The 18,454-nt window shown below is 62.4% G+C and carries 15 protein-coding genes; 11 read left to right on the plus strand and 4 right to left on the minus strand.

Going from position 1 to position 18,454, the window contains the following annotated elements:
• Positions 1 to 9: 9 nt before the first annotated feature.
• Complete coding sequence (locus J7I86_RS12225; protein ID WP_214820192.1) at positions 10 to 1,008, minus strand: carbohydrate ABC transporter permease; 999 nt, start codon at positions 1,006 to 1,008, stop codon at positions 10 to 12.
• Positions 1,008 to 2,345, minus strand: coding sequence for an ABC transporter substrate-binding protein (locus J7I86_RS12230; RefSeq protein ID WP_214820194.1), 1,338 nt, complete (start codon positions 2,343 to 2,345; stop codon positions 1,008 to 1,010). Before J7I86_RS12230 ends, J7I86_RS12225 begins: the two co-directional genes overlap by 1 nt.
• A 267-nt stretch (positions 2,346 to 2,612) precedes the next feature.
• On the opposite strand from J7I86_RS12230, the gene J7I86_RS12235 reads away from it, so the two are divergent.
• Positions 2,613 to 3,638 carry a Gfo/Idh/MocA family protein gene (locus tag J7I86_RS12235; RefSeq protein ID WP_214820196.1) on the plus strand — a complete coding sequence of 342 codons (1,026 nt, stop codon included), beginning with the start codon at positions 2,613 to 2,615 and terminating at the stop codon, positions 3,636 to 3,638.
• On the opposite strand, the gene J7I86_RS12240 is transcribed toward J7I86_RS12235, so the two are convergent.
• Positions 3,635 to 5,140: a sulfatase-like hydrolase/transferase gene (locus J7I86_RS12240; RefSeq protein WP_214820198.1), complete on the minus strand. Its 1,506-nt coding sequence runs from the start codon at positions 5,138 to 5,140 to the stop codon at positions 3,635 to 3,637. The genes J7I86_RS12235 and J7I86_RS12240 overlap by 4 nt on opposite strands.
• A 140-nt stretch (positions 5,141 to 5,280) precedes the next feature.
• Between J7I86_RS12240 and J7I86_RS12245 the strand changes: the two genes are divergently transcribed.
• The gene (locus J7I86_RS12245) at positions 5,281 to 6,465 is read left to right on the plus strand and encodes a substrate-binding domain-containing protein (RefSeq protein ID WP_214820200.1); all 1,185 of its coding nucleotides are present in this window, start codon (positions 5,281 to 5,283) and stop codon (positions 6,463 to 6,465) included.
• A 119-nt stretch (positions 6,466 to 6,584) separates the two neighbouring features.
• Here the strand turns inward: J7I86_RS12245 and J7I86_RS12250 are convergent, their stop codons facing one another.
• Positions 6,585 to 8,957 (minus strand): polysaccharide lyase 8 family protein, encoded by a 2,373-nt coding sequence (locus J7I86_RS12250; RefSeq protein ID WP_214820202.1) that lies wholly within the window; start codon positions 8,955 to 8,957, stop codon positions 6,585 to 6,587.
• A 246-nt stretch (positions 8,958 to 9,203) separates the two neighbouring features.
• Between J7I86_RS12250 and J7I86_RS12255 the strand changes: the two genes are divergently transcribed.
• From J7I86_RS12255 to J7I86_RS12295, 9 genes are all read left to right on the plus strand, one after another.
• A complete protein-coding gene (locus tag J7I86_RS12255) occupies positions 9,204 to 9,791 on the plus strand; it encodes a DinB family protein (RefSeq protein WP_214820204.1) in 588 nt (195 codons plus the stop codon).
• 65 nt (positions 9,792 to 9,856) lie between these two features.
• The gene (locus tag J7I86_RS12260) at positions 9,857 to 10,846 is read left to right on the plus strand and encodes a phosphodiester glycosidase family protein (RefSeq protein ID WP_214820206.1); all 990 of its coding nucleotides are present in this window, start codon (positions 9,857 to 9,859) and stop codon (positions 10,844 to 10,846) included.
• The gene (locus J7I86_RS12265) at positions 10,843 to 12,009 is read left to right on the plus strand and encodes a bifunctional glycosyltransferase family 2/GtrA family protein (protein WP_214820208.1); all 1,167 of its coding nucleotides are present in this window, start codon (positions 10,843 to 10,845) and stop codon (positions 12,007 to 12,009) included. The genes J7I86_RS12260 and J7I86_RS12265 overlap by 4 nt, the downstream gene beginning before the upstream one ends.
• On the plus strand, positions 12,006 to 12,689 hold the full coding sequence (locus tag J7I86_RS12270) for a DUF4956 domain-containing protein (protein WP_214820210.1): 684 nt from the start codon (positions 12,006 to 12,008) through the stop codon (positions 12,687 to 12,689). Before J7I86_RS12265 ends, J7I86_RS12270 begins: the two co-directional genes overlap by 4 nt.
• A complete protein-coding gene (locus J7I86_RS12275; RefSeq protein WP_309476726.1) occupies positions 12,686 to 13,474 on the plus strand; it encodes a polyphosphate polymerase domain-containing protein in 789 nt (262 codons plus the stop codon). Before J7I86_RS12270 ends, J7I86_RS12275 begins: the two co-directional genes overlap by 4 nt.
• Positions 13,475 to 13,499: 25 nt before the next feature.
• The gene (locus tag J7I86_RS12280) at positions 13,500 to 15,092 is read left to right on the plus strand and encodes a carbohydrate-binding domain-containing protein (RefSeq protein WP_214820212.1); all 1,593 of its coding nucleotides are present in this window, start codon (positions 13,500 to 13,502) and stop codon (positions 15,090 to 15,092) included.
• 414 nt (positions 15,093 to 15,506) lie between these two features.
• Complete coding sequence (locus J7I86_RS12285; protein ID WP_214820214.1) at positions 15,507 to 16,946, plus strand: MFS transporter; 1,440 nt, start codon at positions 15,507 to 15,509, stop codon at positions 16,944 to 16,946.
• Positions 16,936 to 17,661: an aspartate/glutamate racemase family protein gene (locus J7I86_RS12290; protein WP_214820216.1), complete on the plus strand. Its 726-nt coding sequence runs from the start codon at positions 16,936 to 16,938 to the stop codon at positions 17,659 to 17,661. The genes J7I86_RS12285 and J7I86_RS12290 overlap by 11 nt, the downstream gene beginning before the upstream one ends.
• A gap of 196 nt (positions 17,662 to 17,857) precedes the next feature.
• Entirely contained in the window at positions 17,858 to 18,358 is a 501-nt protein-coding gene (locus tag J7I86_RS12295; protein WP_286179717.1) for a sensor histidine kinase, read from the plus strand.
• Positions 18,359 to 18,454: the final 96 nt, after the last annotated feature.

Consider the following 18,454-nt stretch of genomic DNA (forward strand, 5'->3'; position numbering starts at 1 on the left):
ACTTTTCCTTTAGAACTCGACGGCGTCACGACGCATGGCGCGGCGCAGCAGGACAACCAGGACGGAGATCAGCGCCAGGGACAACACGGCAGAGGCCGTCGCGGCTCCGTAGGCCGGCGTTGATTGTCCGGAGAAGGCATTGACGTAGGTGTATACGGCCGCCGTCCAGCTCTGCGTTGGCGGCACGCCGGCCCCTGAACTGCCACCGAAGACCCAGACGATCTCGAAGATCTTCACCGACGAAATGGTCCACAACACGGCACAGGTCCCGAAAACATCCCACGTCAGCGGCAGGATGACGTAGCGCAACCGTTGGAAGGCAGAAGCGCCGGCCAAGGCGCAGTCTTCGTAGTAGTAGGGCGGAATACGGTCGACGCCGGCCATCAGGATGGTGGTGAAGTAACCCGTGGTGGTGCAGACCAGGGTGACCATGATGAGCGGGAAGATGTTGTCCTGCGCCAGCCACTTGGGCGGATCGGTCACTCCGAGGGGCGCCAGGAGGCTGTTGACCATTCCACCGGGGTTGAAGATGAAGCCCGCGAGGACCCCGAACACCAGCGCATTGATGAGGTGCGGGAAGAAGATGACGTTGCGGGCAATCTTCTTCCCGGCCATATCCCTAAGCACCAGCGTCAATGCGAAAGCCAGGACGAAGATCGCGGTCCCCACCACGAAGAGCAGAAGCAGGGTGTTGCCGAATGAGGAAAGGAACAGCTGATCCCGGAAGATCCTCCCGTAGTTGTCCAGACCAACGAACTTCATGGGGCCCGAGCCCGCCCATTTGTGCAGGCTGATCCACACGGCTCCCAGTGCCGGCACGATGAAGAGAACCGTGTACAGGACGAAAGCCGGGCCCACGAACGGAATCAGCAGCTTCTTGCGCTGCACATCGATGGAGCTCCCTCCGGGACGGCTGCCGCGCCGCGACGTGCGGGGCACCGGCTTCCGGGACTCCGCACTTTGGGCCGGCGTACCGTCTGTCCGTGGCTCCGTCAGGTGGAGGGTCATCAGCTGTTGTCCTTCCAGTACTGGATCTGGGCGGTCTTCATCTTCCCGATGAACTCGTTGGCAGAGGTCTTCCCGAGGAACAACTCGTCATCCTTGGGGAAGAAGACCTTCTCCATGAAGCCGGGGAAGGTCACTCCATCGTTTTGCAGGTGCGTTGCCGGAGCCGCGTCAATGGCCGCTTTGACGGACTCGACGGCGGGATCCACCGGTGCGTCCGGACGTACCGGAAGCACTTTGGCTTCTGTTCCAAGAGCGTTCTGGTATTTGGAGGCCAGCATGAAAGCTGCGAGGCGCTGTGCGGGGGCCTGGTTCTTCGACTTTGCCGGTACTGCAAAGCCGATGAAGTCCACACGGGCGCTGGCCGGTTTGTCCCCCATCGCCGGGAATTGGAAGGACGAGTACTCGAATCCCGGGGCGGCATAAGAACCGGTTTCGGTAGGCGTCCAGGAACCGTTGAGGATGAGGGAAGCGTCGCCGTTCGCCCAGAGTTGCTGCTGCGAAGGGAACTTGCTCGCGTTGTAGCCACTGTTGAGGTATCCGCCCTTGACGAGGGCTTCCACCTTCCGGGCTGCTTCGAGTACCGCGGGGTCATCCCATCCTTCGCCGGACTTGTCCTCAATAAGTGCCTTGAAACTGCCTGCACCCTTGAGCCGCAGCAGCGCTGTCACAAACCACGTGGAGTTGTAACCGGCAATGTCACCGTCCGCAGCGATCGGAGCCGCACCACCGGCTTTCAGCTTGTCCAGGACCTCGATGAAGTCATCCCACGTGGCCGGCGGCTTGGCTTTGAGCTCAGGGTGCTTCGCAGCATCGAACCAGATGCCGTCGGAGCTGATGCTGTACGGCACCATCCAGGGCTGTCCGTCTTCTCCCTTGAAAACGCCATTGCTGGTGAACTTCTCCGGGATGAGTGACCCCACCGCTTTTCCGTCCACCTCGTAGGAGTACACGGATGTGAGCGGGCTCGCCTGTCCGGTTTCTCCGATCACAGGCGCAAGCTTTGCGAAGGTACCGTCCACGAGGTCCGGGACGTTGTTGGTATTCAGCGCGGGAACAAGTTTCTCTGTGTTGCTGCGGCCCTGCCATTGAACGCTGACGGTGGCTCCGGTCTCCTTTTCGAAATCAACGATGGCCGCGGCGAGGACTTTCTGCTGAGGCTCCCCGTCTTTCCACATGGACCAGTAGTTGATGGTTTGGCCGGAAATGGAGCCGGAAATGTCCACCGCTTCAGCAGCGGTGGAGGCATCCGTGGCTCCACCGCAAGCAGTGGTGGACAGGGCAAATGCTGCACCCAACAGGGCGGCCAGCGGGCGAAGATGACGGGCTGATTTGCCCATGGGTATCACCTTTCGAGTGAGGGGAACCGGCCGGATGCGGTTCAGTGAGACTGACTCTCACAGTCTCCGAAAGCAGGATTCAATGAGTACTTTTGAATGAGTCGCCATCGGTTCCCAATCCCTCGGTGCACGCATTAAACCCGAGCCTGCGGTTCACTCCGATTAGGCATTTATTCCTCCTTTCCACCTCCCCAACAATCGAGAGGACCTGCGCGGGTGCTCCGATCAAATGACGCCCGCGCTCCGGCTCCGAGCTAAAGAGGGAAATTGATACGACTTGGAATCATTGGCGCGGGTGCCGTGGCACACTTCCATGCAGCATCCGCCGCGCGGATCATCAACGTGGAGTTGGCAGCCGTCTGTGACCTACGGCCCGAGTCCGCAACGAGCGTCGCATCGCCATGGGGGGCTTCCACCTATACGGACTATCTGGCCATGTTCGGTGAGGCCGGACTGGATGCGGTAATTGTCAATACTCCGCACGCGCTGCATTTGGAGATGGTATTGGCCGCAGCAGAGCACGGATTACACGTGCTGGTGGAAAAGCCGATGGCCACCACCGTGGCCGACTGCGATCGCATGATCGAGGCCTGCCGCGACGCCGGCGTGTCCTTGGTGATCGGCCAGATCCAGCATTTCCTGCCGGAGAAGCTGGCCGCCCAGGACGTGCTGGCCGGCGGCGAACTTGGCCGGGTTTTGATGATCCGCGACTACAGGACCACCGATTACCGTCCCGGCACCCGTCCGGCTTGGTTCTTCAGCGAAGCCATGGCCGGCGGCGGGGCGCTGATGAACATCGGTGGCCATTGCCTGGACCGTTCCATCTGGTTCGGCGGCGCGCCCGTTGAATCCCTCAATGCCTCTACCCACAAGCGATTCGGTGTTCCCGTGGAAACCGACGGTGCCATCTCTCTGACGCTTCGCAACGGCGTCCACGTCAGCGTCGTGGTGGTATCCGACGCCACCCAACGCACGGACGAGGTCCTTATCGTGTGCGAGCACGGCACTATTTCCTGCAGCCCCCACAGCGGAACATTGGTCCGCAGCAACGGCACCACCCGGACAGTGTGGGAGCCCCTGCCCGAGGATATCCAAGAGGGCTTCTTCCTGCAGTTGGTGGACTTCATCAAGGTGCTCGACGGCGGAACACCGAAAGTCAGCGTGGAACACGCCCGCCACATCGTAGAGGTGGTGTTGGCGTCCTACAAGGCAGCCGGGACGTGTAGCCCCTTGGTCCTTGGCCCGTCCGGTGACGCCACGAACACCGGACGCGTCCTAAGCGAAGTTCCCTAGGAGGTGAGGCCGGCTGCGACCGTGCCGTCCCAGTTGGGTGGAGTGAAGGCCCCCAAGGGATCGTCCAACACGGGCGCAGTCTGGCCTGCCCCCGCCACCGGAAGCCAACTGCCGTCAAGCCCCGGGGCCGCATGAAGCTGGAACCACTCCTGCAATTGAGCCCTCATGCCAGCCACACGGCCGGCGTGTACCGGTTCGTCCACGTGGTTGACCCGTTCGTCCGGGTCAGCCGCAAGGTGGAATAGTTCGTGGGGACCATGAGGGTACCGGTGCACGTACTTCCACTCCGAGCTGCGGATCATCCGGACCGGGCCGTATTCGTCAAAGACCACGACGGCGCGCTCGCGGGCAGCGGCGAGCGGCCCGCCGCCGTCGTCGTCGCGGTTCCCACCGGCGACGTTCCCGGCAGCGTCCGGCAGCGCACGCAACAGTTCCGCGAAAGACCGTCCGGGACCGCGTTCGAAGGGCCGGGCGTCCAGTCCTGCGAGCTCCAGAAGGGTGGCGGCTACATCGTAGGCGGACAGCACTTCAGGGAGAACAACACCCTCCTGGATCCTTCCCGGGAACGTGAAGATCGCCGGGACTTTGACGGAGGAGTCATAGACGTTCTGCGGGAACGTCCCGTTGCCCTTGCCCCAGATGCCGTGGTGGCCGCAGTTGAAGCCGTTGTCGCTGCTGAAGATGACAAGCGTATCGTCGAGGATGCCCAGTCCTTCCAGTCGGCGCAGGACCTCGCCAACCCCGGCGTCCATGGCGCTCACCGCCGCGAAGTACCCCACCAGCGCGCCCCGCGCGTCCGCCTCGCCACCGATCGGCACACCATCTACGGTGGGAGTCCATGGGTGGAGGGGTTCCTGAGGACAGCTGGTGAAGTGGCAGTCGCGGTAGAGTTCCTCGAATTCGGGCGGGTGCTGGCCCTTCCACGGCTTGTGGGGTGCCGTGTAGTTGAGGGCGAGGAAGAAGGGCTCGGCTTCTTTCGAAGCTTCATCGATGAAGTCCAGTGCGTCGCCGGTGATCGCGTCGGTCAAGTATTCAATGACAAGCTCCCGGTGGCTGGTATCGCCGTCGAAGCTGTACATGACGGACCGGTGATAAGGGCTGCCGCCACCCTCCAGCGCAAACCAGTGGCTGAAACCTTTCCGGGGAGCGTCGTTGGCACCAAGGTGCCATTTGCCGGACAAGCCAAGGCGATACCCGGCCTCGGCGAGGTCATCCGTGAACAGTCGTTGCCCCTGCAGATAGTCGACGGCCCCCGGCCCTGTTTCAACGCCCGCCAAGTAGTCGTGGACGCCGTGACGCGAAGGGATGTCCCCGGTCATCAGGCTGGCACGCGCCGGCGAGCAGACGGGCGATACGCAAAAGAAGTTCTCCAAGCGCGCTCCGCGGGCCGCGAGGGCGTCCAGGTTGGGAGTGTGGATCTCGGTGTTTCCGGCGCATCCCAGCGCCCAGGCGCCCTGGTCGTCGCTGAGGATGAAGATGATGTTCGGCTTTTCAGTAGACACCCCTCATTGCTACGCAGCCTCGAGGCGAGGAATCAATGAGCATTTCCACATGCCTTCGAGATGGAGAAAATTAGTATCTAAATACACTCTCAACAGTGGGGCAGGATAAGAGTAATCATTCGTACGCAGTGGAGTTGATCATGCCAAGGAAGAACCTCGAGCCCGTCCAGACTGAGCCCACCTCCGCGACCGTCCGCGACACGGCCAAGCAAAACCTGAAGTTCCAGAACCTCAGCGACAACCTGCGCCGGGGCATATTGGCAGGGACGTGGGCTGTGGGGACAAAGTTGCCTACCGAGCAGCAACTGTCCCTCGAAACCGGGCTGTCACTGACTACGGTGCGCCGGGCGTTCGAGGACCTGGTGGACAAAGGACTCGTGGTCCGGCGGCAGGGCGCCGGGAGTTTCGTGGCAACGCCGCAGCGCTCGCAAAAACGCTCCCGGTACGTGATCGGCGTCCTGCTGCCGGACACCCAGCTTTACTACCCGCAGGTACTGCAGGGCATCGAGGAACACTTGTCCGGCCGCGGCGCAAGCCTGCAGCTTTCCACTTACCATTACGACTTCACCCGGGAGAATGCCGGCATCGACTTCCTCCTGGATGCCGGCGTGGATGGACTCATTCTGGTGCCGACGCTGACAGGATTGGACAACCCTCAACAGCGCGTTGCCGAGCTCATGGCTCTGCCGGTTCCTGTGGTGTTGCTTGAGCGGAGCCTGGACGATCTGGGGCCGGGAGACCGGACAGAACACGTCTGCTCGGATCACCAGGGTGGAGCGTACGACGCCGTGATGCACCTTCACCGCTTGGGTCACCGGAGGATCGGGCTGCTGACGCGCGCCAACGAGGCCGCCCGAAGCAGCAACCCAACCCAGGCTGCGGTCATCGCCGGGTATGCGGCCGCCGTCGAGGCCTTAGGGCTGGACCCCGACGGGCACCACGATATGGCGTTCAGCGCCACCAAACCTGAGTGGGAAGCGGATCAGGCCGAGCACATGTTCCACCTCCTGGCAGGCAGTGGCGCAACGGCGGCCTTGATTTTCGGCGACCGGGAAGCGGCCCTGTTGGAAGGGGCCGCAACCCGCCGTGGGATGGGCGTGCCGGAAGATCTGGCCTTGGTGTCCTATGACGACGAAATGGCTGATCTCGCGCAGATTCCCCTGACGGCGGTCTCCCCTGCCAAGCATCGGCTGGGCGTCATGGCGGCCGATGTCCTGCTACGCCGATTGACTGAGGGCGACGCTTGCCCGTTGCACCAGATCCGTTTGCGGCCCCGGATCGTGGTTCGTGATTCCTGCGGGGCGAAGTTGGTTGGCCCTATCTAGCGCGTTGTGAGGCCCGCTCTGCATCCCCACCGCCTTCCTGACTTCGCAAGCTCAGCCAGGGAACCCGGGCGGCGTGGGCCCTGGAAGGGATAGCGCGCAGAACGGGCCACAACCGGGGTCTAGCGGCGGAGCTTCAACACACTGGCCTGACCACTGAGCCCGGCGGTGTCCAGCGTCAGGGTAGTCTTGCCCGCTGAGTCCGTTCCCAGGGTGCCCGCACCTTCCAGCACGCTGGACCAGGTGCCCTGAGGCAGGGTCAGCGTGAGACTGTCAGCCTTTTGAGTCGGCTCACTGACAGCCAGGCTGAGGACGTTACCGTGCCTGGAAAACACCACGCATGCGGGTCCCGAGGCTCCAAGATCCCCCGCCATCCCGGGCTTCCAAAACGTTGCGGCCGTGGTTTTCTCTGCTGTGAACTCCACAGATTGCGCCGTGGCATCGTTGCGGATCACCACGTGCTTGTTTCCCGTCGCAAGCTTGCTGCACTCCTTGGCCGACGCGCCGGGCGCCACCACATAGGCATAACTCTTAGGTGCGGCATCCGCACCGTGATCAACATAGATGGTTGCGAAGTTCCGCTGCTGCACAGTGGTACTCCCGTTGATATTCACTCCCGACCAGCTTCCGGAACGGCTCTCCCGGAGCACAGTCAGCGGGGACGAATCAAGGACGGCATAGCCTCCAAAACCTTCCAGGTGGACCCAACGATCCTTACTCAGCACAACAGCGCTACCGGCCGCTTCTGCGATGGTGCCCGACGCCGTCGTGAGTGCGTTGTTGCTTTGGTGGAGGTTGCGGTGGTCAACGATTGTTTCCACCCTGGCCCCGGAACCAGTGGTGATGTCGGCGCCGAGGCAGACGGTGACGTCCCCGCTGACGAACCAGGACTTCCGGGCCGAAAGGCCAGTTCGGCCGGGACCCACCAAATGCTGTCCGACGGCGGCAACCTCGCCCAGCGCGGTGGCACCGCTCCATTCATTGGCTGGGACAGCAGCACCCCATTCACCCTCCACCTTGTCCGGCAAGGGCGTGGTGTCCACCGTGGTGCCGGGGAGGCGGTTGTAGTTGGCCGTGGCCCAGAAAGCGTCATCGAACTGGCCGAGGTCGGACGTGTAGAAGTAGGTCATGCCGGAACCGGTGTGATAGCCGCGGTTATTCTCGCCGTTACCACACTCGTACCAGGCAATGCGGTTGCTGGACATGGAGAGCGACAATGCCCAGCCGGGTCCCCGGTGCATGGTGCGGTCCATCGCAGGGAAGAGCCTGTGGCCGGCCGGTTCCGCCACGGGGGCAATACCAGTGGCTTGGAGCTCCTTCACCAGTGCTGTTTTGGGCAGGCTGGCTCCTGCGAGGATGGGGCTGTAGGTATTGCGCACAATCCAACCCGCGCACAAACCTCTCCATCGAGCGGCAACAGCCGGATCCATTGCCCGAGCCAAGAGCAGGATGGCCTCGATAGCCGACGCACCGAGGTCATAGCCTGTGTTGGCCTCGCGGCTGATGCTCCTGCCTCGAACGGAATCAGCCATGGCCCCGTTGATCATGACGGGCGCAAACGAACCCTCCACGGCGTCGAAGAAGATGCTGCGCGATGGGTCGGTGACCTCGAACGCCGTGCCCCCAAGCAGGGAAAACAACTTGGACAGTCCGGTGAGCAGGACTACCCCGTAGGAGCCCGTGTACGGGGTGGTGCTGTGTTGGATGAACGACCCGTCGCGGAATATGCCGTCCCCGCTGGTCACGTACTGCCACACCTGGCTGAGTCCGGCGACTGCATGGTTGAGTTTGGCCGAATCTTCTCCGGCCAAGGAGCGGATGATGATTCCCTGGCACAGGTCCACCCGGTTGGCGCCCACTGAGGTGATCTTGCCGCGCTTGGGTGGGAACTGCAGCCACGGGTCGGGCACAAAATGGTCGATCGCCGCGCAGTAGGCATTGCGCTCCTCGGTGGACAATTCCGCATGCAGAACCACCATGGCGTCAGCGAGTGCCCGGGGTACACCGATCTCCCAGGACCACCAGTTTCCTACCTCTTCCTTCCTGTCGTTGTAACAAAGGGTGTTGGCATCGGCGAGGCCTGCCTTGATGACGGCCAGCACCGAGGCGTCCCCGAACACCGCCGCGGTGGGAGTAGCCCATGCAGTGGCCAGCTGAGACAAGCGGGTGTAGGTGGTGACCATTTCCGCGTCCTTGGCGAAGGACAAGTCCGTGAACACCGACGTTCGGCCTGAAGCCCGGTTTACTCTTGCCAGGGAGTCAGCGGCTTTATTGTTCAGGGCTGTGACGGCTTTGGCGAAGTCCGGATCGCCCGCCTGGATGACATTGCGGCCCGTAATCTGGTCAACCCAACGGTTTCGCAACGCTGCGAACTCCGCGGTGCCGGGTTCGGTTTCGGCCCAGGCGTTCTGAGCGAACATCGAACTGACAACTGCCGCCAGGGATAGTGCGCCGGCACCCTGGAGCAGGGTCCTGCGGGGGAATTGAAGTGACAAGGAGTTGCTCCTAACACTCGTGGCTGGACAGGGTCCGGCGTCCTTCGCCGGGTCCGCCACTGGCTTGGGTTGAAGTCAACGCGACGTGGAAGGGAGGAATAAAGCACTACCTGATCACTCCGGCCAATTCGCCGGAAACCTGCGAAACCCCCTGCAACTCTCCCCGTGTTTGGCACGTTTCCCGCGAACTCGGCGCAGAGGGGCGGAGCGAACTCGGAGCGGGCCCACTTGGGTAGAGTGCTCCCCATGGATGACAAAGCGACGCTTCTCACGTATATGCGGCTCCGCAGGGCGGACCTGCTCGGCAAGCTGGACGGGCTGAGTGAGTATGACGCCCGCAGGCCCATGACACCCACCGGCACCAATCTGTTGGGTTTGGTCAAGCATGTGGCCAGCGTGGAACTGGACTATTTCGGGGTGACCTTCGGACGGCCAAGTGGCAGGGACATGCCCTGGCTGGCGGACGACGCCCAACCGGATTCTGATATGTGGGTCCCTGCCACAGAGAGCCGGGAGGAAATCCTGGAGCTGCACCACTTCTCGGCCAAGCACAGCGAGGAGACCATCGAATCCCTCCCTTTGGATGCGCCGGGCGTGGTGCCGTGGTGGTCTGAAGAGAAGAAGAACGTGACGCTCCACCAGATTCTGGTTCACATGTGCGTGGAGACAGCCCGCCATGCAGGGCATGCAGACATCATCCGGGAGCTCATCGACGGCTCCGCGGGACAAAGACCGGGCGATCCCAACATCCCGGGCCGGACCGCGGAAGAATGGGCAGCATACTGTGCCGGCATTAAGAGGGCGGCAGTGGAGGCAGGCAAAAGCACCGCTTGAACCTTCACAGCCCCCGCATATGTTGGGCAAACCTCCGGCGTAGCCTCGCTCCGTAGAAATGAGGCATGACTCCTCAACAGACTGAACAGCGCAAGGGCGGCCGGACACGGCGCGCCGTGATCTCCGCCGTCCTGGCGGTCACTCTTTCTGCCGGGGGTGCCGCTGCGTGGGCACTGGACCGATTTGTGGTCCCGCATGCTGAGATCACCAACGTCTCCGAGTACGAGGCAAGCCAAGCCGGCACCACAACTACAGACAGCACGACGGCGGACGCCGCCTCCGCAGCGACGGCGAGCGCCGTGGTCACCGATACTTCGTACACATCCGGGGGCACCGGCGTCACTATCTCTACGGTGACCACCGGCAGCGGCGATGATACCGTGACGTACTCCGTTGCCGACGTCGTGCTTGATGAAGCAACGACGTTGAAGTCGGCGTTTGCCGAGGACACGTACGGCGAGAACATCACCGAGACCACGTCCGCGATTGCCCAGGATCACAACGCCATTTTCGCCATCAACGGCGACTACTACGGTTTCCGGGATACGGGCATTGTGATCCGGAACGGTGTGGTGTACCGGGATGAGGGCGCCCGGCAGGGACTCGTGTTTTACAAGGACGGCACCGTCAAGGTGTACGACGAAACCGCCACCACTGCTGAGCAACTGATCGCGGACGGCGCGTGGAACACGCTCTCCTTCGGCCCTTCCCTGCTGGACAACGGCCAGATCGCTTCCAGCATTGAGGACGTTGAGGTTGATACAAACTTCGGCAACCACTCCATCCAGGGCGAGCAGCCCCGCACCGCCGTCGGCGTCATTGATGAGAACCACCTGGTGTTCGTGGTGGTGGACGGCCGCAGTCCCGGCTACAGCGCCGGCGTCACCATGACGGGTCTCGCCCAGATCATGAAGGACCTGGGCGCCACCACCGCCTACAACATTGACGGCGGAGGCTCCTCCACCATGTACTTCAACGGATCCTTGGTGAACAACCCGCTCGGCGAGAACAAAGAGCGCGGCACCTCGGACATCCTCTACATCGCCCAGTCATGATCATCCTGGTACCGGCCTACGAGCCAGACCATCAACTCACCACCCTTGTCCGCGATCTTCTGGAAATCGATCCGTGGCTGACGATCGTGGTGGTGGACGACGGCTCCGGGCCTGACTACAAGGACACGTTCGACGACGCCGCACGGCTTGGGTGCCATGTGCTCAGTTACGCAGTCAATGGCGGAAAAGGCCACGCGCTCAAGTGTGGTTTTGCTTTCATCGCAGCGGAGCTTCCTGGCCACGATGTGGTCTGCGCCGACAGCGACGGGCAGCACGCAGTCGTGGACATTCTTGCCGTGGCGGACCGGGTACGGAGGGTCACCGGTGCAATGGTGCTGGGTTGCCGGAGTTTCACGGGAGATGTCCCGGCCCGGAGCAGGCTGGGCAACACAGTGACCCGGGGGTTGTTCAGGCTGGCGACGGGTCAACGGATCACGGACACGCAAACCGGTCTCCGCGGCTACAGGGCTGACATGCTCCCGTGGTTACTGACCGTGCGCGGCGAACGCTACGAGTACGAACTGAACCTTCTCCTTGAGGCGAAACAGGCCGGCTACGAAATCGGCGCAGTGGAAATAGCCACCGTCTACCTGGACCACAACTCGGGCTCGCACTTCCGTCCTGTGGCTGACTCCCTGCGGATCTATGCACCTCTGCTGAAGTTCCTGGGCTCGTCCATGTCCGCTTTCGGGGTGGACATGATGATGTTCCTCCTCCTCAGCGCGTTGACGGACTCACTCCTGCTGGCGGTGGTGGGAGCCCGGCTGGTGAGCGCCACCGTGAACTTCATGGTCAACCGCCGGCTGGTCTTTGAGCACGGAAGGGAGACCTCGTTCAGAGCCGCAGCCACGGGGTATGTGGGGCTGGTGGTTGTCCTGTTGTCCGCCAACTACGCCGCGATGTGGTCCCTCACCTCATTGGCCGTCCCGGGCATCCTGGCCAAGGTGGTCACGGAGATGACCCTTCTGGGTATCAGCTACGCGGTGCAGCAACGCTTCCTGTTTGTCCGCAAGGTACGGGCCATTCCAACCGAGCCAATCACGCCTGGCCAACAGTCCACCGTGGGAACACATATCCCGGCCTTGGTCAGGGCACAGTTTCAGCACAGCCTGGCCGGGAAAAGTGGAGATCAATCCCCTAAGAGATTCCGGAGTAACCGATGAACACCATCATCCTCATCGCGGCAGACCTGGCCGCCATCACCATTTTGACGCTCGCCCTCTACCTTCGCCGGCACCGCCGCCGCGACCTTGTGGTTTCCTACCTGGGAATGAACGTGGGTGTGCTGGCGGTTGCCACGGCTTTGTCCGGTTCAGCAGCCGGGGTTGGCCTGGGGCTGGGTTTGTTCGGTGTTCTCTCCATCATCCGGCTCCGGTCCACTGAGCTCGCCCAGCATGAAGTGGCCTACTACTTCTCGGCGCTGGGGCTGGGCTTGATCGCTGGCATCGGCGTCGAGCCGCTCTGGCTGACGCTTTCCCTGATGGCCTTGGTGCTGCTGGTGATGTTCGTCGGAGACAACCCCCGAGTCCTCCCGGCCTACCGCCATCAGACCGTAGTGCTGGACCGGGCCATCAACAGCGAACCCGAACTCTACGCACGGCTGGAGGGAGTCCTCAACGGCACTGTCCACTCGGCCACCATCCAGGAGCTGGATCTGGTGAACGACAAAACAATCGTTGACGTTCGGTATGCGGTCCGGGCAGCACAGCCCCGGCACCCGCAGCTCGGTTTCGACCAGCCGTCCGGGGCCCTCTCCCCGGCACCGCAGGAACTACCCGCGGAGCCTGTCCAGCCAGCGCCGCATACCCAGCAGTCCGTGCCCACCTCTGCGGGTGTAGCGTGAACCGCGTCGACGCCGAACCGATCATTCCGCAGCTAAGCCGGCTACCCGCCGTCGGACTGGAAGAACTCACCACGGAAGCTGCCCTGCTGACCCGGGTGGACCGCAAGTATCTGGTGCCGTCGGCTACGGCCCGGCAGATCCTCTCCACCTTCAGTTCACAGGCCCGGGTCCTGGAAATGGGCGGGAAGCGCACGTTCTCTTACGACTCCGTGTACTTCGACACCCCCGGTTTGGACAGTTACTTGCTGGCCGCGCATGGCCGGCGCCGTCGGTTCAAGATCCGCACCCGAACCTATGTGGACAGTGCAGTGAGCTTCCTCGAAGTGAAGACCGAAGGTGCCCGGGAAGCGACCGTCAAGGAACGGATTCCGTACGAGCTATGCGACCGGGAACGGCTCACCGAAGAAGGACTGGCGTACGTGAACGAAACGCTGGCCGCGGTGATCGGGGACGTGCGCTTCGGCCCTCTTGAGCCTGTAATTTCCACCCGATACCACCGCACCACGTTGTTCCTCCCCGAATCCGGAAGCCGCGCGACGATCGACTCCGACGTCATCTGGCAGAGCCCCGACGGCCAGCCATGGGTCCTGGACAACGCCGTGGTGGTGGAAACGAAGTCCGGTTCCGCTCCCGGCCCTTTGGACAGGCACCTTTGGGCGCACGGCGTTCGGCCATGCCGCATCTCAAAGTTCGCCACCGGCATGGCCGCGCTCCACCCCGAGCTTCCAGCCAACCGCTGGAATCAAACCCTCCGGCGCAGGATGCCCCTGCGTCCCCTTCACTGACTTTCCACAGACTTAGGAACCCCCCATGCGCCCTTTCCGCACTTCCCTTTCCGTTGCCGCCGTCGCCCTGGCCATCTCCCTGGCCGGCTGCTCCACCGCCACCACCAGCTCGACTTCAACCAGCTCGACCTCCAGCGACTCCGGGACAACCACCACAAACCAACAGGCAGTCACCGCCGGCACCATAGAAGAAGACACCCACTACGACAGCGATGACCTCACGTGGGACGCCGCAACCGAAGTGGCAATCAGCCTGGCCGACGGCGGCAGCAAAGTGACGTCGTCGGCCTCCACCGGCGTGGCTGTAGACGGCAACACTGTCACCATCAGTGCAGCTGGAACCTATCACCTCAGCGGTTCGCTCAGCGACGGCCGAATTGTGGTGGCCGCGGGAGAACAAGACACCGTGCGGATCATCCTGGACGGCGTGGAACTGGGCAACTCCTCCGGCTCGCCGTTTGTGGTGCAGAGCGCGGACGAGGCAATCGTGTACTTGGAAGACGGCAGCACCAACACGCTAACCGACGCCACCACCTACGCCGACCAAAGCGAGGACGCCCCCAACGCGGCGCTCTACTCCATGGCCGACCTGACCATCGCCGGAACCGGTTCCCTCACTGTCAACGGGAAATCCAACGACGGCATCGTTTCCAAGGACGGCCTGGTGATGGCCGCCGGCAAGGTCACTGTGGACGCGGTGGACGACGGAATCCGGGGCAAGGACTACACCGTCCTCTTGGACGGCGCCTACCAGGTGACCGCGGGCGGAGACGGAGTGAAGGCTGACAATGACACGGACGAAGGGCGCGGTTGGCTCCTGGTCAGCGGCGGCTCATTGACAGTCAACGCCGGCGACGACGGCGTGAAAGCCTACAACGCCCTCACTGTTTCCGGCGGAACCGTCGCCGTAGCCGAATCCGAGGAAGGCTTGGAGGCACAACACATCGCCATCTCCGGCGGTGATGTCACGGTCACCTCAAATGACGACGGTGTGAACGCCTCGGGCGGCTCGACCACCAGCACCGACGCCGGCGCGGCCGGTGGCGGCCCCGGTGGCGGAGGTATGGGCGGTGGTGAGATGGCAGCCGGCGACTACACCGTAGACGTTTCCGGCGGGACCCTGACCATCAACTCCGAGGGCGACGGCCTGGACTCCAACGGCAGCGCCACCATCTCCGGCGGCACCGTGGTGGTAAACGGTCCTACCAATGACGGCAACGGTGCCTTGGACGTCAACGGCGAGTTGGTAGTCACCGGCGGAACCGTGGCAGCGGCTGGCAGTGCCGGAATGGCAGTGACGCCAGTAACCTCGTCCACGCAGTCAGGTGTCCAGCTGACGTTTGACTCGCCTGTCTCTGCCGGTACGCCTGTGCATATTGTTGACTCCTCCGGGGCGGTGGTTGCAACGTTCGTGACCACCAAGGCCGTTTCGTCCCTGGTGTTCTCGTCCTCCGCGATCAGCGCTGGTGGGACGTACACGGTGTACACAGGGGGCAACGCTGATGCTGATTCCGGTGTGACAACCGGGTCCATCTCCGGTGCCGAGGAGCAAGGAACCGTGACGGCGGGCGAGTACACCCAGGCCCAGGGCCCGGGTGGTGGCGGAGGCCGCTGGTAAGTCCGAACAATGGGGACCGGGTTTCGGCCCAGTCCCCCACTGACGTGTTTTCAAGTGGCGGCTAGAGCCGATGGCATACTACGTTGCGATATCTGAAGGCAGATGCCCCCGTGACCTTGGCGAGCCCTCATAGTCAGCTCCGCGTGGATTCCTGACCTCTTTTGAGCCACAGGACGGCATAATCAACCTATTTGGGGTGTATTTACCCACCCAACCCTTCATTGGGGGTCACGAAGCCACAGGCCAGTGCCTCCCCTTGATCTCCGGTCACATTCTGTTTACACGGCAACCATGGCCTTTTGGTATCCCAAAGTGTAATCTCCATCACATTCCCTCATGTGATATTCGCATTCCGCATGACGGAACATTCGGGTGGCATTGAATGAACCTTCAGAGCTCAGATAGGAGCGCACTGTGGAAAAAGACCTTGCCCAGGAGGCTGCAACACCGCGGACCGGATCCCTGGCTAAACAAATCGAAGGCGCGTATCAGCGGATTGGGGTGACTGGCGCTCACCGCCAGATCGTCTTCATGATCCTGCTGGGCGTGTTCTTCGACGCCCTTGAACAAAATGCCGTCGGTATCACCGGCCCCATCCTCCGCCAGTCCTGGGGATTGGGTGCCACCGAAATCGGTTTGCTGAACACAATGACGTTTACGGCAACCGCATTTGGACGGCTGGCGACCGGCCTCATTGTCGACAAATACGGCCGGCGGCACATGCTGGTCATCAACCTCATCATCTTCGCAGGCGGCTCACTGATCTGCGCCGTAGCTCCCAACTACCCCATTCTCGCTGCAGGCCGCTTTATTGTGGGCTTCGGACTCGGAGGCGAAATCGCCGTCGCCGTGATCATGATGGCCGAGTTCTTCGCCGCCAAACACCGTGGCACCGCAGTAGGGCTCATCAACGTCACCGCTGCAGGTTTGGGCAACATGCTGGCCCCGGCCTTCGGCATCCTCGTCTTCACGCTCTTCGACGGCCCGGACAAGTGGCGCTGGGTGTTCGGCCTGCTGTTCATCCCTGCCCTTCTGGTCATGTTCTTCCGGCGCTACGTTCCTGAAACGCCGCGCTTCCTGGCCTCGCAAGGAAAGATCGACGAGGCAAATCTGGTCATTACCCGGCTGGCGCGCAACAAGCTCTCCGGCCCCATCCACGATCCCGAAACCTACATCACCGCAGTAGCGGACCCAGTGGTGGCCACGTCCTCAGGCCACTGGAAAGATGCCCTCCGCGGCAAGCTCCTCAAGCGCACGGTCCTGCTGTGCATTGCCGTTTGCATGTCCTACGCCGCCCAGATTTCGATGCTGACGCTGATGCCAACCATCCTGGTCTCCCGCGGTTACGCGGTGAACACGAGCCTCTGGTTCACCCTGATCATGCAGTCAGGTTCCCTACTGGGTGCGTGCACCGCCGCCTATCTTGCCAGCCGGTTGCCCCGCAAGAAGGTCCTGACTGCCGCTGCGATCCTGGGATGCCTATCCGGACTGTCCATGGCTTTCCTGGCCACCGACATTGTGCTGGTAGTGATCTTCGGGGTTCTCTTCAACTTCTCAGTCATCATCCTGAACACCACCATTTGGCTGTTCGCGCCGGAGCTCTACCCAACGCGCACCCGTGGATTCGGAACATCGATCATCTTGGCCGCGGGCTCACTTTCCGGCGGTTTGTTCCCGCTCATCTCGGGCGCCGTGTTCGATTCCGCCGGGCTGCCAGGCATGTTCACTACCTTGGCGGTGCTGTTCATCATCCTGGCCATCGTGGTCCAGTTCCCGCCGGAAACGTTCAACAAGCCGCTGGAAGAAGACACTGAACCGAGCGACGACGAGGAAGCAGCAATCTATGGACACTAGGGTCCCTGGCACTGCCGGAAGGCCTGCCCCTGGCACAGTTCTGCTGGTCAACCCCAACACCAACGGCAACACCACAGCCATGATGGTGGACCTGGCCAAGGAGCGCTTGGAACCGCAAGGGCTTCAGGTGGTTGGAGTTACCGCAGCCGCGGGGCCGGCCATGATTGTGGATCCCGCCTCCCTGACTGAGTCTGCGGCGCACGTCCGTGATGCAGTACGGGGTTACCTTTCCGGGCCCGACGGCGGAACGGTGGTTGCGGTGATTGTTGCAGCAATAGGGGATCCGGGCAGGGCGCGGTTGCACCACGAACTGGACATCCCCGTGATCGGGATCGGACAAGGCTCCGTTCATGCCGCGGCACACAGCCCCGACGGCCAACTCCGCCGCTTCGGTATGGCAACAAGCACGCCGTTGCTGGTCGAATCCCTTGCCAAGCTGGTGGCGGACCATGGGTTCCAGGAGCACTTCACAGGCGTGCGCCTCACGGCTTCGGAGCCTCTGGCCTTAGCGGCAGACCCTGAACAGCAGTTCCAGGAATTGGCGCAGGCGGTCAGGACAGCCACGGCGACTGACCATGCCGAGGCCGTCATCATTGCCGGCGGACCGCTCAGCGTTACTGCGCGACGACTGGCCGAGACGACCGCCGTCGCCATTATCCAACCCATCCCGAGCGCGTGCCAGCTGGTGCTCACCGCCCTGTACCAGAGGAGGTAGGCCAACACTGCAGCGCCCGACGACGGCACTCGCCTGCCGTCGTCGGGCGCTTCCACACGAGTAATCCACCCTCCGCAAGCCTCCCCCGCAAACTTGATGCGAACTTGAGCCAATCGAAAAGCTTCCTTGATATAGCAGCGCCACGCTGGAAGTACGAAGCACCCATACATAGGGGTTGCGGCAACGAATTTCAAGTATGAAACACGACGATGTGGGGGAAGCAATGCAACAGGCATCAGCACTAACCGAGGTGGTGGCCGTCAAAGGCATCATCCAGGACCAGAACCCCGTAGATTTCTACGCGCTGGGTGTCGCGGGATGCATCGACCGGCTTGCCGCACCGCTGCGGCGCGAGGGCGTCATTGTCCATTGGCACACTCCGCATCACGGCATCGAGATCTCCTCCACAGCCGCCGCCCTCCTCTATCACGTAGCGCAAGAGACCTTCAGCAACACCCTCAACTACGCGAATGCCAGCGAACTCACCGTCCGTCTCAACGCTGTTTACCACGGCATCCAACTCACCGTCACGGACGACGGCAGCGGGTTCGAAATCCACGCCGCACCCAGCGGCCGGCGCCACGGTTTCGGATTGCTGCTGATGTCAATAGCAGTCCACGACGCCGGCGGGACAGTAGCCATCGACTCCGCAGTTGGGCGGGGCACCAGTGTGCGGGTTACGCTTCCGCTGGATTGAGTCCTATTTGGGACCATTTTTGGGCGCCTAACCCGTAGCCGCGCAGCTTTGCCGGACGTATTCTGTAGCTACTTTTCAGCCGGGTTATCCCTACGG

The sequence above is a fragment of the Arthrobacter sp. ISL-95 genome (assembly GCF_018613695.1).
In the GTDB taxonomy this organism is placed as follows: domain Bacteria; phylum Actinomycetota; class Actinomycetes; order Actinomycetales; family Micrococcaceae; genus Arthrobacter.